At 63.7% G+C, this 26,376-nt stretch carries 25 protein-coding genes; 13 read left to right on the top strand and 12 right to left on the bottom strand.

Translation table 11 applies throughout. The annotated features are described in order from the left end of the window. Positions 1-1,497 (bottom strand): aldehyde dehydrogenase family protein, encoded by a 1,497-nt coding sequence (locus tag IVB26_RS33900; protein WP_247969311.1) that lies wholly within the window; start codon positions 1,495-1,497, stop codon positions 1-3. Positions 1,498-1,676: 179 nt separating this feature from the next. On the opposite strand from IVB26_RS33900, the gene IVB26_RS33905 reads away from it, so the two are divergent. After that, the gene (locus tag IVB26_RS33905; RefSeq protein WP_247969312.1) at positions 1,677-2,522 is read left to right on the top strand and encodes an SDR family NAD(P)-dependent oxidoreductase; all 846 of its coding nucleotides are present in this window, start codon (positions 1,677-1,679) and stop codon (positions 2,520-2,522) included. 181 nt (positions 2,523-2,703) lie between these two features. Here IVB26_RS33905 and IVB26_RS33910 read toward each other — a convergent pair whose 3' ends face one another. The 3 genes from IVB26_RS33910 to IVB26_RS33920 form a co-directional block, all read right to left on the bottom strand. Next, entirely contained in the window at positions 2,704-2,910 is a 207-nt protein-coding gene (locus tag IVB26_RS33910) for a hypothetical protein (protein ID WP_008145196.1), read from the bottom strand. 182 nt (positions 2,911-3,092) lie between these two features. Next, a complete protein-coding gene (locus IVB26_RS33915; protein ID WP_063197515.1) occupies positions 3,093-3,368 on the bottom strand; it encodes a YiaA/YiaB family inner membrane protein in 276 nt (91 codons plus the stop codon). A gap of 39 nt (positions 3,369-3,407) precedes the next feature. Next, on the bottom strand, positions 3,408-4,103 hold the full coding sequence (locus tag IVB26_RS33920; RefSeq protein WP_247969313.1) for a PspA/IM30 family protein: 696 nt from the start codon (positions 4,101-4,103) through the stop codon (positions 3,408-3,410). 102 nt (positions 4,104-4,205) lie between these two features. On the opposite strand from IVB26_RS33920, the gene IVB26_RS33925 reads away from it, so the two are divergent. Further along, positions 4,206-4,814 carry a TetR/AcrR family transcriptional regulator gene (locus IVB26_RS33925; protein WP_247969314.1) on the top strand — a complete coding sequence of 203 codons (609 nt, stop codon included), beginning with the start codon at positions 4,206-4,208 and terminating at the stop codon, positions 4,812-4,814. 47 nt (positions 4,815-4,861) lie between these two features. Here IVB26_RS33925 and IVB26_RS33930 read toward each other — a convergent pair whose 3' ends face one another. Beyond that, entirely contained in the window at positions 4,862-6,202 is a 1,341-nt protein-coding gene (locus tag IVB26_RS33930) for a glycoside hydrolase family 3 N-terminal domain-containing protein (RefSeq protein WP_247969315.1), read from the bottom strand. 189 nt (positions 6,203-6,391) lie between these two features. On the opposite strand from IVB26_RS33930, the gene IVB26_RS33935 reads away from it, so the two are divergent. From IVB26_RS33935 to IVB26_RS33945, 3 genes are read left to right on the top strand one after another with little or no spacing between them, the layout of a single operon-like run. Continuing rightward, positions 6,392-7,900 carry a DUF4153 domain-containing protein gene (locus IVB26_RS33935; protein ID WP_247969316.1) on the top strand — a complete coding sequence of 503 codons (1,509 nt, stop codon included), beginning with the start codon at positions 6,392-6,394 and terminating at the stop codon, positions 7,898-7,900. 12 nt (positions 7,901-7,912) lie between these two features. Further along, positions 7,913-8,617, top strand: coding sequence for a response regulator (locus tag IVB26_RS33940; protein WP_247969317.1), 705 nt, complete (start codon positions 7,913-7,915; stop codon positions 8,615-8,617). Continuing rightward, positions 8,614-10,200, top strand: coding sequence for an ATP-binding protein (locus tag IVB26_RS33945; RefSeq protein ID WP_247969318.1), 1,587 nt, complete (start codon positions 8,614-8,616; stop codon positions 10,198-10,200). The genes IVB26_RS33940 and IVB26_RS33945 overlap by 4 nt, the downstream gene beginning before the upstream one ends. Here IVB26_RS33945 and IVB26_RS33950 read toward each other — a convergent pair. Then, on the bottom strand, positions 10,197-10,337 hold the full coding sequence (locus tag IVB26_RS33950; protein ID WP_007597071.1) for a hypothetical protein: 141 nt from the start codon (positions 10,335-10,337) through the stop codon (positions 10,197-10,199). The genes IVB26_RS33945 and IVB26_RS33950 overlap by 4 nt on opposite strands. Positions 10,338-10,416: 79 nt before the next feature. Between IVB26_RS33950 and IVB26_RS33955 the strand changes: the two genes are divergently transcribed. The 3 genes from IVB26_RS33955 to IVB26_RS33965 all read left to right on the top strand — a co-directional run bounded on the left by IVB26_RS33955 (position 10,417) and on the right by IVB26_RS33965 (position 13,834). Beyond that, complete coding sequence (locus IVB26_RS33955; protein WP_247969319.1) at positions 10,417-10,986, top strand: alpha-ketoglutarate-dependent dioxygenase AlkB; 570 nt, start codon at positions 10,417-10,419, stop codon at positions 10,984-10,986. A 309-nt stretch (positions 10,987-11,295) separates the two neighbouring features. After that, the gene (locus IVB26_RS33960) at positions 11,296-12,225 is read left to right on the top strand and encodes an alpha/beta hydrolase (protein WP_346732893.1); all 930 of its coding nucleotides are present in this window, start codon (positions 11,296-11,298) and stop codon (positions 12,223-12,225) included. Between the two features lie 385 nt (positions 12,226-12,610). Continuing rightward, positions 12,611-13,834, top strand: a complete 1,224-nt coding sequence (locus tag IVB26_RS33965) for an ABC transporter substrate-binding protein (RefSeq protein ID WP_247973342.1) — start codon at positions 12,611-12,613, stop codon at positions 13,832-13,834. Between the two features lie 61 nt (positions 13,835-13,895). On the opposite strand, the gene IVB26_RS33970 is transcribed toward IVB26_RS33965, so the two are convergent. Beyond that, positions 13,896-14,399 (bottom strand): TetR/AcrR family transcriptional regulator, encoded by a 504-nt coding sequence (locus IVB26_RS33970; protein WP_247321285.1) that lies wholly within the window; start codon positions 14,397-14,399, stop codon positions 13,896-13,898. A gap of 467 nt (positions 14,400-14,866) precedes the next feature. On the opposite strand from IVB26_RS33970, the gene IVB26_RS33975 reads away from it, so the two are divergent. From IVB26_RS33975 to IVB26_RS33990, 4 genes are all read left to right on the top strand, one after another. Continuing rightward, entirely contained in the window at positions 14,867-16,564 is a 1,698-nt protein-coding gene (locus tag IVB26_RS33975; protein ID WP_247969321.1) for an AMP-binding protein, read from the top strand. 142 nt (positions 16,565-16,706) lie between these two features. Further along, complete coding sequence (locus IVB26_RS33980; protein ID WP_247969322.1) at positions 16,707-17,297, top strand: nitroreductase; 591 nt, start codon at positions 16,707-16,709, stop codon at positions 17,295-17,297. A gap of 175 nt (positions 17,298-17,472) precedes the next feature. Continuing rightward, positions 17,473-19,095 carry an MFS transporter gene (locus IVB26_RS33985; protein ID WP_247969323.1) on the top strand — a complete coding sequence of 541 codons (1,623 nt, stop codon included), beginning with the start codon at positions 17,473-17,475 and terminating at the stop codon, positions 19,093-19,095. 170 nt (positions 19,096-19,265) lie between these two features. Continuing rightward, positions 19,266-20,357 (top strand): enolase C-terminal domain-like protein, encoded by a 1,092-nt coding sequence (locus IVB26_RS33990; protein WP_247969324.1) that lies wholly within the window; start codon positions 19,266-19,268, stop codon positions 20,355-20,357. Positions 20,358-20,366: 9 nt separating this feature from the next. On the opposite strand, the gene IVB26_RS33995 is transcribed toward IVB26_RS33990, so the two are convergent. Beyond that, complete coding sequence (locus tag IVB26_RS33995) at positions 20,367-20,789, bottom strand: RidA family protein (protein ID WP_247969325.1); 423 nt, start codon at positions 20,787-20,789, stop codon at positions 20,367-20,369. A 200-nt stretch (positions 20,790-20,989) separates the two neighbouring features. On the opposite strand from IVB26_RS33995, the gene IVB26_RS34000 reads away from it, so the two are divergent. Continuing rightward, entirely contained in the window at positions 20,990-21,460 is a 471-nt protein-coding gene (locus tag IVB26_RS34000; RefSeq protein WP_247969326.1) for an NUDIX hydrolase, read from the top strand. Positions 21,461-21,526: 66 nt separating this feature from the next. Here IVB26_RS34000 and IVB26_RS34005 read toward each other — a convergent pair whose 3' ends face one another. The 4 genes from IVB26_RS34005 to IVB26_RS34020 all read right to left on the bottom strand — a co-directional run bounded on the left by IVB26_RS34005 (position 21,527) and on the right by IVB26_RS34020 (position 25,961). Further along, positions 21,527-22,636: an ABC transporter substrate-binding protein gene (locus IVB26_RS34005; protein ID WP_247973343.1), complete on the bottom strand. Its 1,110-nt coding sequence runs from the start codon at positions 22,634-22,636 to the stop codon at positions 21,527-21,529. Between the two features lie 153 nt (positions 22,637-22,789). Further along, positions 22,790-23,326 carry a DUF488 domain-containing protein gene (locus IVB26_RS34010; RefSeq protein ID WP_247969327.1) on the bottom strand — a complete coding sequence of 179 codons (537 nt, stop codon included), beginning with the start codon at positions 23,324-23,326 and terminating at the stop codon, positions 22,790-22,792. Between the two features lie 32 nt (positions 23,327-23,358). After that, on the bottom strand, positions 23,359-23,586 hold the full coding sequence (locus IVB26_RS34015) for a hypervirulence associated TUDOR domain-containing protein (RefSeq protein ID WP_247969328.1): 228 nt from the start codon (positions 23,584-23,586) through the stop codon (positions 23,359-23,361). A 965-nt stretch (positions 23,587-24,551) separates the two neighbouring features. After that, complete coding sequence (locus tag IVB26_RS34020) at positions 24,552-25,961, bottom strand: TAXI family TRAP transporter solute-binding subunit (RefSeq protein WP_247969329.1); 1,410 nt, start codon at positions 25,959-25,961, stop codon at positions 24,552-24,554. Positions 25,962-26,376 lie beyond the last annotated feature (415 nt).

Consider the following 26,376-nt stretch of genomic DNA (forward strand, 5'->3'; position numbering starts at 1 on the left):
TTACGCCGTCTTGATCCAGACGGCCTTCACGTTGAGATATTCCTCGACGTGCTGCTTGCCGGACTCGCGGCCGTAGCCGCTCATCTTGTAACCGCCGAAAGGCACGGCCGGATCCATCGCCTGGTAGCAGTTCACCCACACCGAACCGGCGCGCAGCGACTTCGCAACCGCATGCGCCTTGCTGACGTCGCGCGTCCACAGGCCGGAACCGAGGCCGAAGGTGGTGTTGTTGGCGCGTTTGACGAGCTCGTCCATGTCCTTGAACGCGATCGCGGAGATGACGGGACCGAAAATCTCCTCCTGCGCGATGCGCATGTTGTCCTGGACGCCTGCGAACACGGTCGGCGAGACGAAAAAGCCCTTCGACAGCGCGCCCTCGGTGACACGGCCGCCGCCGGCAAGCGCCCTCGCGCCTTCCTTCTGGCCGATGTCGAGATAACCGGTGACGCGCTCGAGCTGCTGCTCGGACACTAGCGGGCCGATCTGCACATTGGGATCGAGACCGTTGCCGACTTGCAGCTTCTTGCCGAACTCGGCGACGCGGCCAACGAATTCCTCGTAGATCGCCTGCTCGACGAACAGACGGGTGCCGGCGCTGCAGATCTGTCCGGAATTGGCGAACACCGCCATCGCGGCACCGGGCACGGCGGCATCGAGATCGGCATCCGCGAACACGATGTCCGGCGACTTGCCGCCGAGCTCGAGCGAAACGCGCTTGAGATTGCCGGCGGAGGCCCGGATGATCGACTGACCCGTGACATGCGAGCCGGTGAAGGCGACCTTGTCGACGTCGTGATGCGAGGCGAGCGCGGCGCCCGCGGTCTCGCCGTAGCCGGGCACGACGTTGATGACGCCGGGCGGAATACCCGCTTCCATTGCGAGCTCCGCGATGCGCAGCGAGGTCAGCGGCGCCTCCTCGGCGGGCTTGAGCACCACGGTGCAGCCGGTCGCGATTGCGGGACCGATCTTCCAGATCGTCGCGGTGAGCGGACCGTTCCAGGGAATGATCGCGCCGACGACGCCGATCGGCTCCTTCAGCGTATAGGAGAAGATTTCGCCAGGAAGCGAGTTCGCGATGGTCTCGCCATGGATCGCCGTGGTCTGGCCGGCGTAGTAACGCAGCATGCCGACGGCGCGCAGACGATAGGCGCGGGTGCGGCTGAGCGGCGCACCCATGTCGAGCGTGTCGAGCTGCGACAATTCGTCGAAATTCTTCTCGACGAGATCGGCAAGCTTCAGAAGCAGGTTCTGCCGCTCGAACGGCTTGACCTTGCTCCAGGGTCCTTCGAAGGCGCGGCGGGCGGCGGCGACCGCACGATCGATGTCTTCCTTGTCACCCTCGGCGACCGTTGCGAGCAACTCGCCTGTCGCGGGATTGTGGGTCTCGAAGCGCTTGCCCGAGGCTGCATCGACCCACTTCCCGTCGATCAGCATCTGCTTGTAGGACCCGTTCGCGAACGGATGACGCGTGATCGGAATAGCCTGCGACACAGCCATGGCTGCACTCCCTGTCAGGTGATTGATTGGTTCGATCTGGGCGGGATCGTTGCGTCAAAGGATACAGCGGTGCCGGATAGGCGTAAAGGCAGCGCGGAACGAAGACCTCCCATGCCGACTTGTGCGGGGTCGCGCACCGCCATGTTATAACTCGAGCAAGCCCCCTCCGGAGACATCCCATGCCACATTCCGCCATCGTCAAAGACAATGTTGCCGTGATCACCGGTGGCGCGTCTGGTATCGGGTTGGCCGCGGCCATGGCCTTCGCGCGCGCTGGAATGAAGGTGTGTATCGCGGATGTCGACGGGGCTCGGCTGACCGAGGCCGCAACAAAACTGTCATCCGTCACCGATGCCACAAAGGTGATGACCTTCGCCGTCGATGTCAGCAGGGCCGACAGCGTGATGGAACTGGAGCGGGCCGTGGGCGCGCATTTCGGCGGAACCGACATCCTCATGAACAATGCCGGCATCCAGCCAGGCAGCACTCTGTTCGAGGAGCCCGACAATTGGCAGCGCATCATCGCCATCAACATGTGGGGCATCATCAACGGCTCGCGCACCTTCGCGCCCAACATGATCGCGCGCGGCAAAGACGGCCTCATCATCAACACGGGCTCGAAGCAGGGCATCACCACGCCGCCGGGCGATCCCGCCTACAATGTCTCCAAGGCCGGGGTGAAAACATTTACCGAAGCGCTCCAGCACGAGCTGCGCAACACAAAGGATTGTCGCGTCACGGCACACCTGCTGATCCCCGGCTTCGTCTTCACCGGCCTCACCGCGAAGGGACGCACCGAAAAGCCGGCCGGCGCCTGGAGGCCGGAACAGACGATCGATTTCATGCTGGCACGGCTGGAGGTGGGCGACTTTTACATTCTCTGCCCGGACAATGACGTACCGCGCGCGCTCGACGAGAAGCGCATGGAATGGGCCGCCGGCGACATCATCGAGAACCGCCCGCCACTGTCGCGCTGGCACCCGGACTATGCGGATGCGTTCAAGAGGTTTGTGGAGGGGAAGTAGGGGCGAAAGAGGAGTGGCCGCCTTCCTTCTCCCCTTGCGGGAGAAGGTGGCGCGAAGCGCCGGATGAGGGGTATGCATCCGCGAATTCAACTGCGTGAAGGTGCTCGCCGAGAGAGTCCCCTCACCCGTCTCGCCGCTTTGCGGCGAGCCACCCTCTCCCACAGGGGGAGAGGGGAAGAGCCTACAGCGTCTCTTGCTGATGCCCGCAATTCTTGCAAGCGAACTTGACCCGGGTTTGGCCTTTCTCCGCCTGGACCCGGTTCGGCGCGCCGCACTTGCCGCAGACGGCCTCGATGCGGGTCGCGCCCTGCTTGACGACGATGGTCTTCTTTTCCATCGATTCGCGGATCAGGCGCTCGGCCTCTTCACGCAGCGATTGTTTCGACAAAGCTCGTCTCCGCCTCTGAAAAGCGCGAGAGCCATATCCCACCTGCAGCCGAAGCACAATGCGTGATGCGGATCACGACCATCAAGACGTCGTTCCGGATGGTTGCGGACGCGAGAGCCGCGGCGCGAGCTGCTCCGCGGCTCTCCTGCTTTTCGTCCGGATCGGCTCCAGGCATCTTTTTTTCAAGCGGCCTTGGAAACCTCCATCAGCAGCCGCTCGGCCTTCGCGTCCTCGATGCGGTTCACCAGCCGGCTGCTCTCGTGATTGTCACGCACGGTCTTGGTCAAGGTGATGCAGGTCTGGATCAGCATGACTATACCCATGGTGAGATAGCCCTTCATCCAGAAGTCGATCGGCAGGAAGAAGACGCCGATAGCGACGAGGAACGCGGAGGCTGCAAAGGACGCGTAAGTGAAGGTCACCCAGGCGCTGCTATGGGGCTGGCCGTTCTGGTTCATGATGGTCTCCTGTTGGCTTGAATGATGATGGGTTGGGGATCAGGCAGTCGGCGTGCGGTTGGACTTCAACCGCGCCAGCACGTCGTCCGCAGTCGTCTTCAGCCGCGGGCCAAAGCCCTGCTCGGCGAGTCTCTCGGCGGTAGCGAGGGGGCCCGTGGCCGCATCGAGTTCGACCAGCGCGTCGTCGGCAGCCTGGGCTTCCATCTGCCGATCGCGCAGACGCCTCAGGGTGCTCTCCGCCTCCGGCAGCGTGGATTCGTAAGGACGCGCGGCCTCGATGCCGCTGCGGCGAAGCGAGCGCACCGCCTCCGAGGCGCGGGCGACGCGACGGCCCCGATCGAGCTCGGTGATGCGGGCCTGCGCGGCTGCGACGTGCCGCTTCAGCCGGGCGATCTCGGTCGCGAACAGCGCACGAGCCGTCATCGCCGCATCGCGGTCGGCCTCAAGGCCTGCGATGGCCTCGGCGGCGTCCCTGGCGAGATCCTCACGGCCGCCGTCGAGCGCCGCAACCGCGCGCGTTTCGAGATCGGCGATCCGCGCGACGGTTGCCTCGAGCTTGCGGCCCTCCTGCTGATCCTGCGCGATCGCCAAGGCCAGCGTCCGCTTGCTGCGCTCGACGGCCGCGGCCGCATCGCGCATCTGCTGGTCGAGGATCAGAAGGGCCGTCCGGTCTTCCAGTTCTTCGCCCGCGGCGGCCACGCTGCCGCGGAAAAGTGTCACTACGGTCTTGAACATTGGCTACTCCCTGTTATGAGCGCTGCTCACAAACTCTTTGTAGCAAAGAACTTGAACAATGTTCAAGAGAAATTTGAGCAACGCTCAAAATTTGGCTGACTTATGTCTAAAGCCTTGGAACGTCGAGAGAAACTTCGAACCGACCTCATCCTGGCGGCGGAGCGGATGATCGCCGACCGCGGATTGTCCGGCCTGAAAACCCGCGATCTCGCCCGCGAGATCGGCTGCGCCAATGGCGCGGTCTACAATCTCGTGGCCGACATGGACGAGCTGATCCTGCGCGTGGGCTCGCGCACGCTGCTCCGGCTCGACGAGGCGCTCAGCGCAGCGGAAAGCGCGGGCGAACCGCCGCCGCAAGAGAGCCTGGTCCGCATCGCCATCGCCTATTGCGATTTCGCGGCGGAAAATCTCCAGCTCTGGCGCGCGCTGTTCGAGCACCGCATGCAGTCCGACAAGACCGTCCCCGACTGGTCCGTCGCAGACCAGATGCAACTGTTCCGCCACATCTACCAGCCGCTGGCCACGCTGTTTCCGAAGCGTAGCTCCGAGGAGCTTGGCATCACGGCGCGCAGCCTGTTCTCGGCGGTGCATGGCATGGTGGCGCTGGGACTGGAGCAGAAGCTGGTTGCCGTGCCGCTGCCGGCGCTGCGCGAAGAAATCGCTCGCCTCGTGCGAGCGATGATTGACGGATTGATCGCGCAAGCGGGGTAGAAGCGCGCGGCAGCAGGGGTCGTGGAAAGCTTGCCGCCACCCAGCGACTAGCCCCGAATATTGCTTCGATTGAGTGACGCAGCTCCCGTCTTCTCCGACGGAAAGCCCCGATCCAGCCGCGCCGCGCTCGCGCCCAGCATCGCTGCGTCGAGCTTGCCCTGCCGCGCCCCGTCCAAGGCACAGGCGAAGACGCGATAGAACTGCGCACCGTCATAGGCGACCAGCAGCAGATCGATGCCGGCATTGATCGCCTCGACCACGGCCTTGCAGACGTCGTTCTGGTAGATCGCGCCCATCACCAGGTCGTCGGTCATCACCACTCCCTGGTAACCCCATGTCTCGCGGATGATGCCCTCGACGACGCGTTTCGAATGCGATGCGGCGCGATCGGGATCGACGGCGGTGAGCGTGACATGGCCGACCATGAGCGCGCTGCGCGAATGCGATAGCACGTCGCGGAACGGGAGCCAGTCGGATGCCTCGAGCTCCCTCACCGGCGTGTCGAGATTGGCGCTGAAATGATGCGTGTCGGCACGCACCCGGCCGATGCCCGGAAAATGCTTGAGCGTGGCACCGACGCCGAATTGCTCCAGCCCGCGCACATAGGCGCTCGCAATCGTGCTGACGACAGCCGGATCGGTCGCGATCGCGCGCTGGCCGATCAGCGTGTGGAAATCGAGCCGGTTACGCCGCGCCGGTGGCTTGAGGTCGAGCACTGGGGCGAGATTGAGGTTGACGCCGAGGTCCGCGAGCTCGCGGCCGTGGATGCGGCCGAACTCTTCGGCTTTGGCCTGCTGGTCGTCGGGAGCAAGCCCGGCGAGCGTCGCCAGCGCCGGCACTTTCGTCAGCGGCGGCGCGAGATGCCCAACGATGCCGCCCTCCTGATCCGCAGCAACAACCAGCGGCGGCAGGCCCGCTGCGCGCCTGATATCCTGGAGCGCGGCGATCTCGGTCCGCAGCGCCTCGACGGTCCTGCCGCGGATGTTGTGCCGGGTGACATAGACGCCGCCGATCAATCCTTGCCCGGCAAGGCGCGCGACCTCGGGAAACGAGGAATAGCCGACCATGAAGTGCGGCCCGAGCTGACGCGCTTCCGCCGCGCTGACGCCGAGGACATCGTTCTTGCGCAGCTCGAACTTCAGATGCGCGGCCGACATCAGGACCGGCGGCAGGCACCAGAGCATGACGAGCAGCTTGCCCGCGATGCTGTGCCAACGCCCTCTGCGCAGCAGGAGGACGACAATCACGATGCTTGCGACGACAAGCGCGATGTTTCCGGCGCCGCGCAACGGCACCAGATAAGGATCGTTCTTGTTCGCGGCCGCGAACGCGACGACAGGCGCGGCAAGCCAGAGCAGGATGAGGCCGATACGGCGGAGCAATTGCATGATGCATCACGTGCTGGGAGTGGCGAATGCTTCGCACCTATCAAAGCGATTTGCGCCGGGCGAGAGGCAAAAGGCCGCCTGCACGAAATCTGCAAAAGACTCCTGAAACCATGCAGACGTTGATCCCGCCTTCTGCACAAGCACCCTTCAGACTTCGTGATGCCAACCATCACGAAAGGTCCTCCGGATATGACAAGCCTGGCGTCGACGATCGTAGAAGAGATCAAGCCGATCGGTCATTCCTCGATTTCGGCCAAGGTCGGGCTCGCGCTGCTGCTGGCCGCACTCGCCGACTGGCTGTTCTACGGGCAGCGGATCGGACTGTCGTTGACGCTCTTTACGATCGCGCTCGCTGGCGTGTCGGCGCTCTTCAATCATGCCCCACTGGGCTTGCGCCGCGCCATGACAGGATCGGTCGTTCTCGCCGCCGGTCTCGTGCCTGTTATCGAGGAGCTCAACACGCTGTCGTTCCTGATCCTGGTCGCATCGCTGATGATTGCGTTGCTGCTCGTGACCAATGCGGAAGCGACCGGGCTCGCCGACCGCGTCCGTGCGCTGCGCAACTTCGTCCTGCTCGGTCCCTTCAGGTTCTTCCTCGATGCACCCCAGGCCCTCAACGCGTCGGCGTTTACCCGCGGCATTGCGATGTGGCTGCTGCCTACTGCGCTCAGCGCCGTCTTCATCGCACTCTTCGCCGCGGCCAATCCGGTGATCGAGCAATGGCTGTCCCTGCTCAATCCCAAACTCATCCTCGAATATGTCAGCATCCCGCGCGTCCTGTTCTGGGCCTTGATGCTGGCGCTGGTCTGGCCGTTCATCCACGTGCGCTGGCGACGCAAGACGGTCGTCACCGCCGCCGTCGCCGACGTCCCGGTGCCACCGCCGCTCCCGTCCCTCGTCTCGGCTGAATTCCTGGGCCCCGCCACCATCCTGCGCTCGCTGATCCTGTTCAATCTGCTGTTCGCGGCGCAGTCGATTCTCGACGGCATCTATCTCTGGGGGCACGCGGCGCTGCCCGACAACTTGACCTATGCCGCCTACGCCCATCGCGGCGCCTATCCGCTGATCGTAACCGCGCTGCTGGCCGCCGCCTTCGTGCTGGTGGCGATGCGCCCGGGCGGACCGGCCGAGAAATCGAGGGTGATCCGGCCGCTGGTCTATCTCTGGGTGGGGCAGAACGTGCTTCTGGTGGCCTCGTCCATCCTCCGGCTCGACCTCTATGTCGACATCTACATGCTGACGTATTGGCGCATCGCCGCCTTCATCTGGATGGGGCTGGTCGCTCTCGGACTGATCCTGATCGTGACCCGCATCGCTCTCAACCGGTCCAACCAATGGCTGATCGGCGTCAATCTGATCGTGCTCGCGATCGTGCTCTACGGCTGCTCGCTCGTGAACTTCGATGCCTTCATTGCCGACTACAATGTCGCCCACAGCCGGGAAGCATCGGGCAACGGCGCGCAGATCGACATGAACTATCTCCTGACGCTCGGACCGCAGGCATTGCCCGCCATCGATAAGGCGATCATGCTCCGGCCCGGCAACCCCGAGAGCTGCCTTGTGTCACGCCGCGACCGCCTTGTAGAACAGCAGCGTCAGGACTTGGCCTGGCGAAGCTGGGGCTTTCGAAGCTGGCGGCTGCAGCGCAAGCTGGACGCGCTGGCGAAAGATCAGTCCGGCAGCCGGCCGGCCGGGTGAGCGGAGAGTTTCTTGGCGCATCGCATTCTCATCGTCGACGACGAAGGCCACATCCGCGAGGTCATCCGGGTCGCCCTGAAGAAGGCGGGCATGGACGTGATCGAAGCGCGCGACGGCAGGGAGGCGCTCAGCCGCGCTGCCGCCGACAAGCCCGACCTGATCGTGCTCGACATCGGCATGCCTGAGTTCGATGGCCTCGACGTCTGCCGCGAGATTCGCAAGACTTCCGACGTGCCGATCCTGTTCCTGTCGGCGCGTGACGAGGAAATCGACCGCATCCTCGGCCTCGAGATCGGCGGCGACGACTACGTGACAAAGCCGTTTAGCCCGCGCGAACTGGTGGCGCGGGTCAATGTCATCCTGCGCCGGCTCAGTCCGCGCAATGGCGAGATCAAGGCTGGTCCCACCGCGCTTGCCCAGGGCGGTCTCCTGATCGATCCCGAGCAACATGTCGCGTCCTTTGCCGGCACGCCGCTGAAACTGACCGCGATCGAGTTCGGCATTTTGCGCGCGTTCCTGACCCGGCCAACTTCGGTGTTCAACCGCGAACAGCTGATGCGGGCGGCCTATCAGCTCAACATCCAGGTCTCCGACCGCACCATCGACAGCCACATCCGCAACATCCGCGCCAAGCTGGCGGCGCTGAATTGCGAGAATGTCATCGAGACCATCCACGGCGTCGGCTTCAAGCTTGGCCGCTGCGAGAAAGCGGCATGAGCGCGGCGCCCGATAAATGGCGGCCATCCCTGGGGCTCGTGATCTTCACGGTGCTGGCGACCGTCGCCGTACTGCCGCTGGTCGGCCTGTTCTTCTTCCGCCTCTACGACAACCAGCTCATCCGCCAGACCCAGGCAGAGCTGATCGCGCAAAGCCGCGTGCTGGCGACGATCTATGCGCAGGAGGTCACGACGAGGCTCGACAGCGGGCTCACGCTCGGCGCCGAGGTGCCGCCGGGCGTGCTGCCCGACCCCGGGGACCAGGTCACCCCGATCCGGCCCGCGCTCGATCTCACCGCCAACGACCTGCTGAGGCGGCGTCCGGATGCGCAAGCCGCGCCCCGGCCCGCGCAGCCCGCCTATGTCGAGATCGGCGCAAAACTGACCCCGATCATCCGCGAGACCCAGAAGGTGACGCTGGCGGGCTTTCGTATCCTCGATCCGCAAGGCGTCGTCATCGCCGGCCGGCAGGAGGTCGGGCAGTCGCTCGCCCATATCGAGGAGGTGGCGGACGCGCTGCACGGGCAATACCGCGCCACCTTGCGCAACCGTGTACCGGACAAGCCGCCGCCGCCGATCTACTCCTTCAGCCGCGGCCTCGGCGTACACGTGTTCTCGGCGATGCCCGTCATCGTCAACAACCGCGTCGCGGGCGTGATCTATACCACGCGAACGCCTAGCAACATTTTCGATCATCTCTACCAGGAGCGAGCCAAGTTCGTGCTGGCCGGCCTCGCCGTCATCCTCGGCACGATCGCGATCGGCCTCGTGTTCTCCCGCACCATCACCCTGCCGATGCGCGAGCTGATCGACCGCGCCGCGCGAATCGGCCGCGGCGATCGCGAGGCATTTCAGCCGCTCCGGCATTACGGCACGCGCGAGTTCGCCCAGCTCTCGCACAGCTTCCTCGGCATGGCCGAGCAGCTGGCGCGGCGCTCCGACTATATCGCGACGTTCTCGGCCCACCTCACCCACGAGCTGAAATCGCCGCTGACCTCGATCAAGGGCGCGGCCGAGCTGTTGCAGGACTCGGTTCAAGGTAAATCCGAGGGCCTGACGCCGGCCGAGCAGAACACGTTCATCGCCAACATCCTGTCCGACACGCAGCGGCTGGAGGCGATGGCGCAGCGGCTGCGCGAGCTGGCCCGTGCCGAAAGCCTGCCGCAGAACGAGCGCACCGAGCTCGCACCCGTGATCGCCGACCTGAGGAGCCTCTTTCCGGCAAGCGACATCTCGGCCAGCGGCAGCCTCGACCGCCCCATCGGCATGTCCGGCGAAAAGGCGCTGATCGTGCTGTCGCATCTCGCCGACAACGCGATGCGGCACAAGGCGAGGTCAATCAGGCTGGAGGCGGCCTTCGAGCGCACGACCGTGCGTCTGACGGTGAGCAATGACGGCGAGCCGATCTCGGCGCCGAACCGCGACAGAATTTTCGACGCGTTCTTCACCACCCGCCGCGACCAGGGCGGCACCGGGATGGGGCTTGCGATCGCGCGTGCGGTGATGGCGAGCCATGGCGGCTCGATCAAGCTGAAGCCGACCGAGGCGGGCGCCGCCTTCGAGCTCCAATTCCCTGTAGCCTAGATCGCGAACACCCAGGCGGCAACGATGGTGCCGATGGTGACCAATCCCGCGATGGTCCAGCCGGCGGCATATTCCAGCTCGGGATGACCGGTCGCCCGCATGATCTCTGCCGGATCGGCGGTATGCTTCTCTGCCATGACAGCCTCGCACGTTTCTTCCCGCGTCATATGTAAGTCGCATCAGCCGCCATTAGGTTCCATCACGGACACGCGAGGAATGACGCAACTAGGTTTGTTCGCCGAACCGCAAGCCGGCCCTTCCGGGCTTTGCCATGCGGGCAATTTTATCGATGCCGCCCTCGAGCAGGCCTTGATCGGCCGCATCGCAGCATTGCCGCTCCAGCGCTTCCAGTTCGGCGCCTTCGAGGGCAATCGCCGGGTGGCCTCGTTCGGCTATCGCTACGACTATTCGCTGCAGCGGCTGGCCGAGGCGGAGCCGATCCCGGACTGGGTGGCGCCGGTCGCGCGCCAGGTCGAGCAATGGGCGGGGCTGCCGGAGGCTACCGTCCGCCAGGTGCTCTGCACCGAATATGAGGTCGGCGTCGGCATCGGCTGGCACCGCGACAAGCCTCATTTTGACAAAGTCCTCGGCCTCTCGCTCGGCGCGGCCTGCAAGTTCCGCTTCCGCCGCCGGAGCGGCGACAAATGGCAGCGCCACACGCTCGAGGCTCTGCCGCGCTCGCTTTACCTGATGGACGGCGAGGCGCGTTCGCAATGGGAGCACAGCATCCCGCCGGTCGAGGCACGCCGTTACTCCATCACGTTCCGGACGATGAAGCGGGCCTGACCGGTCGTCCAAACAAAAACCGCGAAAACAACCCCATGCACAGTAGAACGCCGTGTCGGGCTCAAGCCTTGGCGGCGCCGCACAACGGCTTGACGGATCGAGACAAAACGGCGGCGCCGCGCGGGTCGTCCCGGGACCCGCGAACGTGCGTTCAAACGCGGCCACATGCCAAGCCGGACGCCCGTTCCGCGGCGGCGTGCCGGCCAAGGGTGCCGCGAATTCGCCTCAAGGCCAGCTGAGTAATGAGGCGAATTGAAAAGACAGGCCATATCTGCGAGCCAATATGAGACCCGCAAAGCCGGCATCACCATGAAGAACTATCTGACATTTTTCCTGCTTCTGACCATGACCACGGCCTCCGCGCACGGACCTTTGCCGGCGCGGCTCTCGCCGTCGTCCGATCTCGTGCAAGTGGGCCTGACCGATTCCGACACCACGGCCGGCGGCACCGCGCGGCTGTGTGAGCAGGTTACCTTCTCGCGGGGCCTGCGCTACGGCGAGAGCGAAGCCAACGTGCTTGATGTCGCCGTCAGCGCGACCAAGGCGGATACGCCGCGGCCGGTGCTGCTGTTCGTGGTCGGCGACACTTTTGCCGGCGACCGCGCCGCGCCGGAACTGTCGCGCCAGATCCAGGACCAGGCCATGTGCTTTGCCGCCCGCAACGACATGATCGGGGTGCGCGTCAATTATCGCCTGGCCCCTTCGGCGACCTGGCCGATGGGGGCGACCGACGTGGCGGCGGCGCTGTCCTGGGTTCACGGCAATATCGACCTGTTCAACGGCGACGCCCGCGAGATCGTCGCGGTCGGTTACGGCGCCGGCGCCTTTCACGTTGCAACCCTGCTGGCGCATCCCGAGCTCCAGGCCGACCGCGCCGATGTCGCCGCCGTCGTGCTGGTGTCCGGCGTCTACCGCGCCGGCAAGGATGCCAGCGACAGCGAGAAGGCCTATCTCGGCAGCGACGCCAGCCAGTACAACAAGCGCTCGGTCTTCCCCGGCATCCTCAACGTCGATGTGCCGATCGTGTTGGCATGGGCGGCGGACGATTCCCCTGCCCTCGTGACGCAGGGCGAGACCCTGAAGAAGACGCTTTGCGGTGCCGGTCATTGTCCGCGCAGCGCGCTGCTGCGCAGCCGCGACGGCATCGCCGCGGCGTTCGGCCTCGACGGCTCCGGCGACAGCCTCGCCGAGCCGACGCTGCTGCTGGTGCATCAGCTGGAAGCGCGGGGGCTGCCGTAGCGAGGCGCTGCTCCGTTGTCGACCACTCACACCATTTGCTGGGCAACCCCTCTCCCCCCGCCCTCCCTCACAAGGCCCCACAAGGGGGGAGGGAGCGCAGCGGAGTGCGCGGTTACACTGCGGCTCATCGAAAGCACCCTGGTGAATCGAGTCATCGGCCACGCGCAGGTGTGTTCCCTCCCCCTTATGGGCGAGGGTTTGGGAGGGAGTGCCACACGAGGACTCTCTCGATCGGAAAATCTCAGCACTCCTGCCATTTCGTTCGAGCCTCGCTGCATTGAAAGCGAACCGCAAGCCACACGATCGCCAAACGCTTGACGTAGATCAACTCACCTAGGTGCGGAATGAGCCGACTTCGTTGGGGGCCAACGACAAGGTGTCGAGCATGCGCGTCACCGGCAGAGTGCTGTTCGTTTTGATCGCCGCTATCGCGTCGCTCGGCGCGATGTCCGAGCAACGCCCAGACCAACCCACGAGCGACAAGGAAATCCGCATCGGCAATGTCATGCCGTATTCGGGGCTGCTCTCTGAATTCGGCGCGATCGGACAGGCGGAAGCTGCTTATTTCGACATGATCAACGCGCGTGGCGGCATCAACGGCCGCAAGGTCCGCTTCATCACGCGCGACGACAATTCCGATCCGGCTTCCGCGCTGGAGCTGACGCGCAACCTGGTCGAGAAGGACGACGTGCACCTGATGTTCGGATCGTTCGGCACCCCCGGCAATCTCGCCACGCGCGGGTATCTGAACGAGAAGAAGATTCCTCAGCTGTTCGTGGTCTCCGGCGACGAGGAGCTGAGCCGGGCAAGCGCATTTCCCTGGACCATGGGCTGGCAGCCATCATTCCGATCGGAGGGGCGGATCTACGCCAACTACATCCAGGCCTATTACCCCAGGAAGAAAATCGTCGTGCTTTGGCAGAACGACCAGTTCGGACGCATGCTCTACAAGGGCATTCAGGAAGGGCTTGGCGACCTGAACCGTCATGTCCTCGTCGACATCGCCTTCGACATCAACGACGAGCATCTCGACGGGCACGTCTCGATCCTCAAGCGCGCGGGCGCCGACATCTTCGTCTTTCTCGGCGTGCCCTCGACGGCAGCCAAGGTGATCAAGCTGGCGGCGTCAATGAATTGGCATCCGGTGTTCATCGTCAACGATGCCTCCGCCTCGATCGCCAATGCGATGGCGCCGGCGGGCCTGGAGAACTCGGCCGGCGTGATCTCGGCAGCTTTTCTGAAGGATCCGAGCGATCCCGCCTGGAAGGACGATTCCGCCATGAAGGACTGGTTCGGCTTCATGGACAAGTACCATCAGGTCGAAAGCACGAACAACAGCGCCGCGCTCTATGGCTACGCGGCGGCCGAGGCGCTGACTCAGGTGCTGAAGCAATGCGGCGACGACGTCTCGCGCGAGAACATCATGCGGCAGGCGACGTCGCTCAGGTCTTATCAGCCCTCCGTTGCGTTGCCCGACATCAGGATGAACACCTCGCCCAGCAGCTATTTGCCGATCAAGCAGATGCGGCTGGTGCAATTTGACGGCCGGTCGTGGCAGCCGTTCGGCGAGGTGATCGAAACCGCATTCACGGAAGGTGCGGCGCGGTGACGGCGCTTCACGCTGGCTTGAGCGAAGCCGGTGCCGGAGGGGTGCAGGCGCCAGCCGGATTTTAATCCATCTTCCCGCTCGTGCCCCGCAGGCAAAACGCGACGATTGCCTGTGCTTGCCGCTGGCGCTGCGCCGTGGACAGGCTGTCCAGGGCCAAGGGGCCGACCAGACCTTCAAAAAGCGAACCGACGATGCACGCCGCAGAGGCTTGTACGTCCTGGGCAGGAAATTCCCCGTCGCGAATTCCCTGCTCGATGATCCCCTCGAACACACGCGCAAGCTTCCTGCGATATTTCAGCCGGGCCGATTCGATTTCCGGCTCGACCGGCTCGGCAACGAGGGCATGCGCGAGCTTGCGTCCCAACAGGGCCCGGCTCGCAAACTGCCACGCGGACGCTGACAGGCGCTCGGCGGCCGTGCCGTCGCCAACGGCGACCTTCGCCACGACATCAACTTCGCGCTGAGCGACTTCCGCAACAACTTCCACCATGAGCTCGGCCTTGGATGGGAAGTTGCGATACAGCGTTCCCAAGGCAACACCGGCCGCCTCGGCAACGGCGTTCATTTGGGTATCGCGGAAGCCGACGGCTGTGACCAACTCCCGCGCAGCGCGCAGAATGGATGCACGCTTACCTGGGGATGGAGTTCGAGGCCGCACGTTGCGCACCGGCTTGCTTGCACCTGACATGTGTCCCGTCCGAAATCGTTTCGCCGAGCGCGAAGACTCCGGCCCTCCCAGATAGAGCGCCGTTATCGTCGATCTGCAAGCGCCATTCTACTATCGCCATCCGCTCGCCGACCCTTCTCGCCTTGCACCGAATCGGCGCGACAAACCGCAATTAGACGACAAGACTGTCGCCAACCCGCCATTCAAAGCAGGCTTGACTAACTAGAATTAGAATTCTAGTTTCAATCTAATTTGATATCCAGATCAGCCGAAGAATGGCCGCAGCCGCCAACCGGTCATTCCGGCTCTAGCTGCTTCAGAGCCGTCGCGGATGAGCGGGGCGGTTGCGGCCGTCACGCCAAAGCATGGAATCCATCGGAGGAAATCTCGTGTCGTCTCACCAGCATGCTGCCGCCATCGCACGTGTCCACGAACTGGTCGCACTCTACGCCGATCCAAAGGCCGGCGTGGCCGATCTCCTTTGCGACCGTCATCCGCCAGGCGCCTTGGCTTACAGAGTGGTCGGTGCAGACCTGGAAGCGACCGACATCACATATGGAGACTTGCGCCGAGAGTCGGAGAAATTCGCAGCCGCGCTCGCGGAGCTCGGCGTTGGTCCGGGTGATCGCGTCGCAACCCTGATGGGAAAGAGCTCCGAATACCTCGTTGCCGTCATGGGAATCTGGCGGCTGGGAGCTGTGCACGTACCGATCTTCACAGCCTTTGCCCCCGCAGGCATCGCGTTCCGACTGACCCGCAGCAACGCGCAAGTGGTCGTCTGCGATGAAACCCAGCAGGCGAAATTGCTGCCTGGCGACGACATGCCTTCTGACGCATCGTGGAGGATCATCACGACGGCAGCAGAAGGCGCAGGCATTCAAGGCGCTTTGCACTTCTCCACAATGATGAGTGCACAGACGCCGGGGTGGCCCGCAGCGCGGCTCGGAGGCGATGCTCCGATCATACAGATCTATACGTCCGGAACGACTGGGACGCCAAAGGGGGTCCTGGTCCCGACCAAGGCTCTCGCGGGCTTCCGAGCCTACGCAGAATTTGGCCTTGGCCTGGTTGCCGACGATCTCTACTGGTGCGCGGCAGACCCTGGATGGGCTTACGGCCTCTACTTCGGCATCCTCGGATCATTCACCACCGGCGTGCCGAGCCTGCTCCTGACGGCCGGGTTCGATGCGGCCACCACTTTCAAAGTTCTCTCACGGTACGACGTAACGAATTTCACTGCGGCGCCGACCATCTACCGCGCGATGCGCGCATTCGATGGCTCGCGACCAGAGATCACGAAGCTGCGCTGCGCTTCGAGCGCCGGCGAACCACTCACTCCGGAGGTCAATCTTTGGGCCGTCGATGCGTTGGGCGTTGCCGTACATGACCACTACGGCCAGACCGAGGCCGGCATGCTGATCAACAATCATCATCATCCCGATCTTGCGGGCCCCCTGAAGCCTGGCTCCATGGGCAAACCCCTGCCCGGCTGGTCAGCCCTGGTCTTGAAGGAAAAGGAAGATGTTCCTGCCGCCGACGGCGAACTCGGGCGGGTTGCGATCGAGCTGGAAGACAGTCCCCTCGCCTGGTTCACAGGATACATCGACGATACGCAAAAGAGCGCCGAAAAGTTCGCCGGGAATGGCCGATGGTACCTGACCGGCGATGCGGGTCGTCGCGACGAGGATGGCTATTACCATTTCTCCTCGCGTGATGACGACGTCATCATCATGGCGGGGTACCGGATCGGACCATTCGAAATCGAATCGATCATCGCAACCCATCCGGCCGTCAGCGAGTGCGCCGTCATCGCAGTGCCCGACAGCACGCGCGGCGAGGTGTTGGAAACCTACGTCGTGTTGCGGTCCGGCGAGAACCCGTCGCCGGACGTCGCGAAGAGCATCCAGGACTGGGTCAAGACACGATATGCGGCACATGCCTTTCCCCGACAGGTGCATTTCGCCGCCGCGCTGCCCAAGACGCCCAGCGGAAAGGTGCAAAGGTTCATCCTGCGTCAACGCCGACGGGACGAGTTGACCGCCGCGCCCGCCGGGATTCGCTGACATGAACCTCGATACGTCACGCTCGGAATTGTCCGGCTCGCCATGGGAGAAGCCGCACGGGCACGGCGCCACTCCCGTGATTGACGCCGTGGTGAACCGGCGCTCGGTGCGACAATTCCTGCCGACCGAGATTGATCCGAGCGTGGTCAGGGCGATCCTGTCCGCTGCCTCGCGCGCTCCATCCGGCACGAATTTCCAGCCCTGGCACGTCCATGTCGTGACCGGCGAAACCCGCGCCGCGCTGACGCGCGCCGTGATCCAGGCAGCAGCGGCGGGAGAACGCTGCGATGAATATGCGTATGCCCCTGTGCCGGTCGGAGAGCCATATCTCTCGAGGCGCCGGAAGGTCGGCTACGATTTGTACAGACTGTACGGCATAGCCCGCGATGATTTCGCGGCACGCAAAACTGCCATGCTGCGCAACTTTGAATTCTTCGGCGCGCCGGTCGGCCTGTTCTTCACGATGGAGAAACACCTGCTGTTCGGCTCATGGCTCGACTGCGGGATGTTCATGCAAAACGTGATGATCCTCGCCCGAGCACATGAGCTCGAGACTTGCGCGCAGCAGGCCTGGTGCGAGTACGGGGGCATCGTGCACCAACAGCTCGGTATCCCCAACACCCACATCGTTCTATCCGGGATGGCGCTTGGTCATCCCGATCCAAACGCGCCCGAAAACACCCTGATCAGCGATCGCGTCAACATCGACGAGTTCGCCGTCTTCCACCGATGAGACGCATCGCGGCAGCGCGTTGAGGGAGCGACACACCTAACCGTCCGACGGCCAGACGGACGGAAAGCCAGGGTCTGGAGAACGACGCATCCGAACGATGCGCCGACGGAAAAATGCTGTCTCAAAATGGGAGGGAAACATGACTTATGTCGATACCATGCCAAGCACGGCCGGAATGACGGACAAGGACAGGCGCGTCATCCTTGGCGCATCGCTCGGCACCATCTTCGAATTTTACGACTTTTTTCTGATCGGCCTTCTGGCGACGGAAATTGCAAAGACATTCTTCTCCGGCGTGAACCCCACAGCGGGCTTCATCTTCACGCTGCTCGGCTTCGCAGCCGGATTCATGCTCCGCCCCTTTGGCGCGATCATTTTTGGACGGTTGGGCGATCTCGTCGGCAGGAAGTACACGTTCCTGGTGACCATCATGCTGATGGGACTTTCAACCTTCGTGATCGGACTGCTGCCGGCCTATGCGACGATTGGCATTGCAGCTCCCGTGGGTTTCATCGGCATGCGCATGCTGCAGGGCCTCGCCCTCGGGGGCGAGTTCGGCGGCGCGATGATCTATGTGGCAGAACATGCTCCGCCAGGAAAGCGAGCGGCATGGACGGCCTGGGTCATCCTCACGGCTGCGCTCGGCTTTCTGCTTGCTGTCGCCGTCATCATCCCGCTGCGGCTCTCGATCGGCACTGACGCCTTTACGCTGTGGGGTTGGCGCATTCCCTTCGTGATCTCGATCGTTCTGCTCGGTATCTCACTTTGGATCCGGTTGCGCCTCGACGAGTCGCCCGAATTCAACCGCATGAAGGCCGAGGGGCGGGCCTCGAAAGCCCCGCTTTCGGAGACATTCAAGAACTGGAGCAACGTCAAGCTGATCCTCGTAGGAGCCCTTTGCATCCTGCCGGCCCAGGCGGTGATCTGGTACACGGGGCAGTTCTATTCTCTGTTCTTTCTCACGAAGGTGCTAAGGGTCGAGAATCTTACAGCCAACTACATGCTGATCGCGGCCACCATCATAACCACGCCGCTGTATGTCGTCTTCGGCAGCCTCTCCGACAAGATCGGCCGTCGTCGGGTGTATGTGACAGGATATTTGCTCGCGGCGCTGCTCACGATTCCGATCTTCAAAGGGATGACTCACTACGCAAATCCCGCGCTCGAACGAGCTCAGCTCGCCGCTCCAATCACCATCATCGCAGCACCCGAGGATTGCTCGGTGCAATTCAATCCACTTGGCACATCCAAATTCACCTCATCGTGCGACGTCGTGACCGACGCACTCGCCAAGCTCGGTCTCAACTACGGTACGCAGAATTCGGCAAGCGCGTCTGTCGCCCAGGTCAAAATCGGAGACCGATTGATCCGAGGCTACGCGGCAGGTGCTACGGATGCGGTGGCGGAGAAGGGACGCTTCGATGCTGAACTGAAAGCCGCATTGAACGACAACAAATATCCGCTCGGGGCAGCCGCCAGCGAAGACATCAACGCTCCCGTGATCGTGCTTCTCCTATCCGTCCTGCTCAGCTTCGGGACCATCACGTTCGCCCCGACCACGACGTCGTTGCTGGAAATGTTCCCATCGCGGATTCGCTATACCGCCATGTCGTTTCCCTACCACATGAGCGCCGCGTGGTTCGGCGGATTTTTGCCGGCGACGGCTTTCGCAATCGTGGCCGCGACCGGAAATATCTACTCGGGGCTATATTATCCTGTGTGCATTTCGGCCGGATGCATGGTTCTGAGCCTGATATTTGCCCGCGAGACAAAAGACATCGACATCTCACGAGGGTAATATCCGCACGAGAGATGAAGCGCACGGCGGCGCCGCTCTCCGCCGCCGTGTTGTTGATGCGCGACATGCCCCGCCGGCGATGTGGAGGAGTGGCGGCGGGCATCTTTTCGTTTCATATCGAATGTTTAAGATCGGTATTGACCAGCATTCACCCGCCGGGAGAGCTTCAAATGACCGAGACCATCCGCATCAAGCGCTTCCAGGTACGGCCCGTGATCGTGCCGATGAACCTGCCGCTCCAGACCTCGACCGGCGCGGTCGCCCGAGCGCCGCTGGTGCTGATCGACTGCGAGACCGACCAGGGCGTCATCGGGCATGCCTATCTGTTCTCGATCACGCCGTCGGCCTTGAAGCCGCTGACGGCGATGGTCACGGAAATGTCAGAGCTTATCGCCGGCGCCGAGCTGCTTCCGTTCGAGATCGAGCGCAAGCTGACCCAGCGCTTCACGCTGCTGGGCCTCGCCGGCTTGCAGCGGCTGGCGCAATCCGGCATCGACATGGCGGCCTGGGATGCGCTGGCCCGCACACGCGGCTTGCCGCTGGCCCGCCTGCTCGGCGGCGCGCCGAAGCCGGTCCGGGCCTACAATTCGAAGGGGCTCGGCATCATGCCGGCGGGCGCCGCGGTCGACGAGGCGCACAAGCTGCTGGCCGAGGGGTTTCAAGCTGCCAAGATCCGCGTCGGCCGCCCCGATGCGCGGGAGGATCTCGCCGTCGTCCGCGCAGTGCGCAAGGCCGTCGGCGATCAGGTGACGCTGATGTGCGACTACAATCAGGCGCTGACGGTGACCGAGGCCATCCGCCGCGGCGAAATGCTGGACGACGAGGGCTTGAGCTGGATCGAGGAGCCGATCCGCCACGACGACTATGCCGGCTGCGCCCGGATCGCCGACGCGCTGCATACACCCGTCCAGATCGGCGAGAATTTCGACAGCGCGTTCTCGATGCAGACGGCGCTGTCGGCGGAAGCCTGCGACTACGTGATGCCCGACGTGCAGCGCATCGGCGGCGTCACCGGCTGGCTCCGTGCCGCTTCGCTCGCGCATGCCGCCGGCATCGAGATGTCCTCGCATCTGTTCTCGGAAGTCAGCGCGCACCTGCTCTGCGTGACACCGACCGCGCATTGGCTGGAATATGTCGACTGGGCTGATGCCGTGCTGGCGACGCGGCTGACCGTCAAGGACGGCTTTGCGTTGCCGAGCGAGGAGCCCGGCAACGACATCGCGTGGGACGAGGCAGCGGTCGCCAAATATCTCGTCAAATAAGACGACCTGCTACGACCGAACGGCGGCGATCATATTCAACTCGACCGGCGCCCCCCGCGGCAACTCGGCGACACCGACGGACGTACGCGTGTGACGGCCGCGATCACCGAGGCGCTCGATCAGCCGGTCGGAAGCCCCGTTCATGACTTGCGACTGCTGGGTAAATCCTGGCACTGAAGCGACGTATCCCACGACCTGCAGGACCTGGACGATCCTGTCCTCTCCGCCCGTTGCGTGATTGATGGCGGAGATGCAGAGATCGGCACAGAGGGCGGCAGCCTCTTGCGCAGCCGCCAGATCGACGCCAGCGCCGACCTTGCCCGCACACAGCAGGTCCTCGCCGCGACGCGGCAACTGGCCGCTGACATACGCAATTCCACCCTGGATGATAACCGGCAGGTAATTGCCGCCGGGCTTGTTCACGCTGCTCATTTCGTTGGCCTGCCTTCTCTTTCACATCCGGCGAAACGATGCACCGGCATCGTCGCCGTGGGGACGACTGGACAATGGCAGGCGACAAATCATGGATCAAGGCGGCCAAGCTCTTGCATGCCGAAGCCGGTGCGGATCCGGCCCGAAAGGCTTCGCTTCCATGCATTGCGCAGCGGTGACGCGCGCGATAACGATGCCCCATGACCACCTGGCGCCCTCATGCCCACATCCGCGTCGTCGCGATCGGCCTGCACTGGCGGGACGGTCGGCTGCTGGCGGCCGAGGTTCGCGATGATGCCGGGCGGATCAAGGGCGTGCGTCCGCTGGGCGGCGAGATCGAGTTCGGCGAGAGCTGGCGGGCGGCGCTGGTGCGTGAATTCAACGAAGAGCTCGGCATCGACGTCACGCTCAAGGGCGAGCCGTTCATGCTGGAGAACATTTTCGTGCATGAGGGCGCGACCGGGCACGAGGTGATGTTCATCTCCGAAGTCGAGTTTCCCGATGCCGCATTCCGCGGTCAGGATCGCATCGACGTCAGGGAGGATAACGGGGAGCAGATCGTCGCGCGCTGGTTCGACCTGGCCGATCTCGATGCGGACGGCGCGCCGAGCCTGTTTCCGACCGGGCTGAAGGGTTTGCTGCAGGGAGCGGCAAAGGACAGCCCTGCGTAAGCGGCGCCTTGCATTGCCGGACGCGACACACGTCATGCGAAGGAATAGGTGCGGCCTGCTCTGCAGCTACTTCATCAGCCTGAAGCGGCCTCCTTCCACCTTGATCAAGAACGCCGAGCGCTCGTCGTATCCATTGTGATCGGTTGCGCTCATCGTGGACAGGCCGTTGTTGAGATACACCTCCTTGACGCGCTCGAGCTCGTCACGAAGGGCGGTGCGAAACTCTGCCGTGCCGGGTTTCGCGGTCTTCAAGGCAGTTGGTATCGCCGTCTGGAGCAGCGCCATTGAATCCCACAGGTGTGCTGCGAAGATGTTCGGCTTCTGTCCATTCGCCTTCTCGTAGGCGGACAGCAATTGGTCTCGGATCTTGCGGAACGGATCCTCCGCCGGCAGATCGTCCGCGATCGTGAACGCCTCGCCGGTGAAGACGGCGCCTTCGACGCTGGCGCCGCCGAGCTTGATGAATTCCTCAGTGGCCACACCGTGGGTCTGGTAGATCTTGCCGGAATAGCCTCGCTCGCGAAGCGCCTGTTGCGGCAGGACCGCCGGCGTGCCCGCCGAGGCGATGAAGACGGCGTCTGGATTTGTCGCCATCACCTTGAGAGCCTGGCCGGTCACGCTGCTGTCGGCGCGCGCATAGACTTCGTGCGTGGTCAGGGTCAGGCCGAGGGTGGGAGCAAGCCTGCTCACTTCCTTGTAATAACCCTCGCCATATCCATCGGAGACGCCGATGTAGCCGAGGGTCTTCGCGCCCGATTTGGCGATATGCTTGAGGATCGCGAATGCCATCAGGTCGTCGTTGGGAACGACCTTGAAGGCCCATTTGCGCCGTTCGTCCATCGGTTGAACGATGGCTGTCGCCGCGGCGAGCGAGATGATCGGTGTCTTGGCCTCCCAGGCGACATCGAGCATCGGCATGGTCACCGGCGTCAGCGAGGAACCGATGAGGACGTCCACACCGTCCTGAATGACGAGCCGCCGCGCGTTCTGAATGCCCTTGGTCGAATCCGATTCATCGTCGAGGGCGATATAGACGATCTTCTCGCCGCCGATCTCCTTGGGGAGGGCAGCAACCGTCCGCATCTGCGGCTGCCCGAGCGCCGAGCCTGGCCCCGAAGCAGAAACCACGATTCCCACCTTGATATCGGCATGTGCGCCGGGGATGGCGAGAGCCATCGCGGTGCAAACGCACAATGCGGCAAGACAGCGCCGGATCATGATGTCCTCCGTTGTATTATATTTCGCCGGCGCAATGTCGCTCCGGTCGCGGCGAAAGTCTGTCCCTACGGCTAGGGACAAGCCCGAGCTAAACTCGCCGACGACGGTTGGCTAACTCTCGGCCGGGTACGTCAGGCGGCCACCAACTACGGCCCGCGCCGCCGAATTCATTTCGGCCTGTTTGACCTGCCCCGGTCCGAGAATGTGAAACACCGTCTCGCCGGCCGCGAGCAAGTAATCGGTGATGATCCGCCGGTGGCATCGCCACCACAAGGTCTCTGCGCACATGATCGCGCAGCGCTGGACCTGCCCGAGAGCCCGCAGATGCGCGAGCCCTTCATGAAAGGCCGCGCTCATGGCGTGGTCGGCGTAATTGTGGAAGCTGCCGTTCTGCCAGAATGCGTTGGTCTCGCGCGGCACCTCGCGCTTGCGGCTGCGCAGGCCGCCGAGCGAGGCAATGTGCTCGTACCCGATCGAAACGGCCGCCAGCGACTGCGGCAGAGTCTCGCGATTGTACTGCGGATTGGTGCGGGAGCGGGGCACCGTACGAACGTCAGCCACGAAGGTGACCGAGCTGTCCTGCAACAATTCGACGAATTGCTCGATCGAACGCGTGGCATGGCCGATGGTGAAGAAGGGATGAGCCATGGGGACGCCTCGTCAGCTCGGCCCGCAGGCCATCAGTTCTTCAACAACCGCAATGCGCGGCCCTTGTGCAGAGCGACGTGGTCGGTCTTGTCGCTCTTGATCTCGTATTGCGGATCGTCCGGGCTGGCGTGGTGCGTGTAGCCCTTGTAGTCGACGTCCTCCGTGTGAACGCGCAGGATATGGCCGCGCACCCGGCCGGCCTCGGAATTCCAGCTGACGTGATCGCCGCGCTTGAAGGATTTTGTGGAGGGCTTCGGCATGATGGAATAATGCCCGCTCGAGGGGGCGCGTTCCAAGAAGACCGAGCAAGATGCCCCAGTCCGTCTTCGCTCTGCGAGCTACGCCGGACAAGCTTCGCATTCAGATGAGTGGCTTGCCGAGCCGAAGCTCGCGGCGGCAGCCCGCCTTCGCCCTTTGGGCTTCGGCGTGGCATCTTCTCTCGCTTTGCGAGCGAAGGATGGTGGGCACGACAGGGATCGAACCTGTGACCCCTACCATGTCGACGTGGGGGTCATCCGCGCATCTCATCGATTTCTATCCGCCTTCGATCAGGCCGGTGACGGCTCGTAAAGCCCCGTTTTCACGCTTTTTCGCGGTTTTGTGGAACTCTCGTGGAAACGGCGGTGGTCCGACCGGAGGCTCATCATGAGCGCCGGAAACGCCGCCCAAGGCCGGCATCCCCCTCATCGATCGCCTTCCCGCCCGACCGGCGAAACGAGCTGATCATGATCGGCCGGGAGGCCCCGTTCCCATTGGGGCGCTGACTGCCAAGCCCGCGTCCGGCAATTGTTTGCCACCCCCGAGGAACGAGAGCCGCCTGCGGTGCTGCATCGGGCGAACGAATTGAGCGCGTCGGCGGGTGTAGCAACCAAACCCGCATTGGTGGAGCTGCGCGAGGACGCCGCGCTTTTAGCCTTCCACATCGCGCAGCTGCCGCCTGCTCGCGCCGCGCCGCGCGGCCCGACGCGATCGACGCGAGCCTGGCCGTCGGACGCGCCAAGGTCGACGCGAGCGATACTTTCGAGGAGGCCGCCGCGCATCTGTCCTCTCGGGAGGTCTTTTCGATATTGAACGACAGTTCGACACTGTCGGCGGTATTGCGGAAGCGATGAACACGATCGACTGGAGACCCGGCCTCGAACCAGGATAGAAAGTAGTCCACTACTTCTGCGTGGAATTCCGCTTCCGCCACCGGATCGATCGCTCGGCGGTCGGCCCGGGAACATCAATATTCCCTTCGTGGTACCACCTGCGAGAGCGGCCTGACGGCCTGATCTGCGAGCCCGCTCTGCAGCGTTGCTCGCCTTTCGGCGACGGCATGATCGAACAGTTCAAGGACGAGCCCGAATGCAGCCAAGTCCTCTTGTTCGATCGTTCCATCATCGTAGCACCTGAGGGTTTCACCGATAATTGCATCGACCTCGCGCTGCGATGTCAGCAGGTCCTGTTCGGACTCGACCTCTCGAACCTCCGTGACCAGGGCGAGAATGCGGGTGCGGTGGCTGGTGTTATCATCCCGTTCGTCCCGGTTCAGATAGCGACGCAGCCAGGCGGCGGCCGAACCGATACCGGAAAGAAGAAGCAAGGCGAACCAGAAGTAATCGCTGTACTTGTCCAGAAAGGTCCGCTCGGTCCCGTTGATGACCGCTGCGGCGCCTCGGTGCACTGAGGGCTCCGCTTCCTTCTCCGTCTCGGGCTTGGTGATGTGCGCAGCGCCGGCGACACGTTGCGTGATCGTATCTCGAACGGCGAAGAGCTGTCGGTAGAAGGCCGCCGCCTTGGCTTCGGAGAGTTCTTTTCTGGCCAGGATGAGATGGTTGACGCTGATGGTGTCGACCTTGTCCTCCGGCCAAGCCGGCTTCGTGTTGAACACGCCGCCAGGAATCTCCTCCGCTTCGTAGCGGGCGTGCTTTAGGGCGATGGCCTCGGAAGTTTCGACCGGAAGAAACTTCGGAGCTCCACGCGCTCGCGAAGTCGCGGCGATCGCGTCGGCCGTGATCTTGCTGTCCAGCGGACCGACGGCGAGATACGCATCGAGAGTGGCGTCTTGCGCGAGCTTTTCGACGTCTTCGGTTCCGAATTGGGCCGTCGCTACCTTGTCCGGATCGAGGCCGGAGCCGGCGAGAATGATCCGCAGCAGCGCGAGGTTGGCCCCGGTCCTTCCGATGATGCCGACCTTGCGACCCGCCAGATCGGCGATCTCTCCGATTTTCCCGGTGGACTTTTTCTTGGAGTCCTTGCCCGCTCGCCCGGAGGTCGACCACAGCACGACGTAGTTCTTCCGAAGGACTGCCAGTGTCTGCGCGTCGACCGGCATCGCGAGGTCGCCACGACCGACCGCCAGGTCGCTTTTGCCGGCGCCCAGGAGGCCCAGGGATTCGGCCGCCCCTGCGGTCGTAATCGGGGAGAGCCTGACCGTCCTACTTTCCTCCTGGAAGGCTTCGGCTATCGCTTGGACCACTTGATGGTCGTCGCTGCCGGAGGGACCGACGGCGATCCGGAGCACCTCGGGCTGCAGCACGTAGAAGAGGGCGGCCGCAGCGGCACCAAAGACGGCACACCCCAACGCGAGCAGGATCAACAGCCTTCGTTGGCGTCGATCGGGAGCACTCCTGACTGGATCGGACCGTGGCATCAGCTGACCCCGCTAAACAAACAAACGCCTGCTTGGACTGCAAGTGCGCGCCGCCACCGGGCGAACCGGTTGCCTGATGGGAATGTTCCCTCGCGCGCGATGCGGGTTGAAAGAGCGGCTGCATGCCGGGGGAAACAGGCAACCGCGAGGCCGTTGTTCCGAACCTTGCCACGAGTATCTTCGCTGTCACCGGAGTGCTGAGAGCCGGTCCAGTTCGAACTTAGTAAATCCACTCGGCAAGCCATCCATGACTACCTGTGGGCGACCGGCAAGAAGCCGGGCGACCGCTCCTTCACCGACGGTCGAGGCCCCCGGTTGCAGCCTGGCACGCGGCAATTTGCGCGGCCGTTATCGGCGTGGCCTGCCGGTACGGCTTGGATCCTCGCCTGTTCGGCGTTCGCTGCGTTCGGGCCAT

It is taken from the genome of Bradyrhizobium sp. 195 (genome assembly GCF_023101665.1).
In the GTDB taxonomy this organism is placed as follows: Bacteria; Pseudomonadota; Alphaproteobacteria; order Rhizobiales; family Xanthobacteraceae; genus Bradyrhizobium.

Excerpts from the sequence above, each read along its gene's own strand:
- IVB26_RS33900 (WP_247969311.1), bottom strand. The coding sequence starts at position 1,497 with ATGGCTGTGTCGCAGGCTATTCCGATCACGCGTCATCCGTTCGCGAAC.
- IVB26_RS33905 (WP_247969312.1), top strand. The coding sequence starts at position 1,677 with ATGCCACATTCCGCCATCGTCAAAGACAATGTTGCCGTGATCACCGGT.
- IVB26_RS33915 (WP_063197515.1), bottom strand. The coding sequence starts at position 3,368 with ATGAACCAGAACGGCCAGCCCCATAGCAGCGCCTGGGTGACCTTCACT.
- IVB26_RS33920 (WP_247969313.1), bottom strand. The coding sequence starts at position 4,103 with ATGTTCAAGACCGTAGTGACACTTTTCCGCGGCAGCGTGGCCGCCGCG.
- IVB26_RS33925 (WP_247969314.1), top strand. The coding sequence starts at position 4,206 with ATGTCTAAAGCCTTGGAACGTCGAGAGAAACTTCGAACCGACCTCATC.
- IVB26_RS33930 (WP_247969315.1), bottom strand. The coding sequence starts at position 6,202 with ATGCAATTGCTCCGCCGTATCGGCCTCATCCTGCTCTGGCTTGCCGCG.
- IVB26_RS33935 (WP_247969316.1), top strand. The coding sequence starts at position 6,392 with ATGACAAGCCTGGCGTCGACGATCGTAGAAGAGATCAAGCCGATCGGT.
- IVB26_RS33945 (WP_247969318.1), top strand. The coding sequence starts at position 8,614 with ATGAGCGCGGCGCCCGATAAATGGCGGCCATCCCTGGGGCTCGTGATC.
- IVB26_RS33950 (WP_007597071.1), bottom strand. The coding sequence starts at position 10,337 with ATGGCAGAGAAGCATACCGCCGATCCGGCAGAGATCATGCGGGCGACC.
- IVB26_RS33955 (WP_247969319.1), top strand. The coding sequence starts at position 10,417 with ATGACGCAACTAGGTTTGTTCGCCGAACCGCAAGCCGGCCCTTCCGGG.
- IVB26_RS33960 (WP_346732893.1), top strand. The coding sequence starts at position 11,296 with ATGAAGAACTATCTGACATTTTTCCTGCTTCTGACCATGACCACGGCC.
- IVB26_RS33965 (WP_247973342.1), top strand. The coding sequence starts at position 12,611 with ATGCGCGTCACCGGCAGAGTGCTGTTCGTTTTGATCGCCGCTATCGCG.
- IVB26_RS33970 (WP_247321285.1), bottom strand. The coding sequence starts at position 14,399 with ATGAACGCCGTTGCCGAGGCGGCCGGTGTTGCCTTGGGAACGCTGTAT.
- IVB26_RS33975 (WP_247969321.1), top strand. The coding sequence starts at position 14,867 with ATGGAATCCATCGGAGGAAATCTCGTGTCGTCTCACCAGCATGCTGCC.
- IVB26_RS33985 (WP_247969323.1), top strand. The coding sequence starts at position 17,473 with ATGACGGACAAGGACAGGCGCGTCATCCTTGGCGCATCGCTCGGCACC.
- IVB26_RS33990 (WP_247969324.1), top strand. The coding sequence starts at position 19,266 with ATGACCGAGACCATCCGCATCAAGCGCTTCCAGGTACGGCCCGTGATC.
- IVB26_RS33995 (WP_247969325.1), bottom strand. The coding sequence starts at position 20,789 with ATGAGCAGCGTGAACAAGCCCGGCGGCAATTACCTGCCGGTTATCATC.
- IVB26_RS34000 (WP_247969326.1), top strand. The coding sequence starts at position 20,990 with ATGACCACCTGGCGCCCTCATGCCCACATCCGCGTCGTCGCGATCGGC.
- IVB26_RS34005 (WP_247973343.1), bottom strand. The coding sequence starts at position 22,636 with ATGGCTCTCGCCATCCCCGGCGCACATGCCGATATCAAGGTGGGAATC.
- IVB26_RS34010 (WP_247969327.1), bottom strand. The coding sequence starts at position 23,326 with ATGGCTCATCCCTTCTTCACCATCGGCCATGCCACGCGTTCGATCGAG.
- IVB26_RS34015 (WP_247969328.1), bottom strand. The coding sequence starts at position 23,586 with ATGCCGAAGCCCTCCACAAAATCCTTCAAGCGCGGCGATCACGTCAGC.
- IVB26_RS34020 (WP_247969329.1), bottom strand. The coding sequence starts at position 25,961 with ATGCCACGGTCCGATCCAGTCAGGAGTGCTCCCGATCGACGCCAACGA.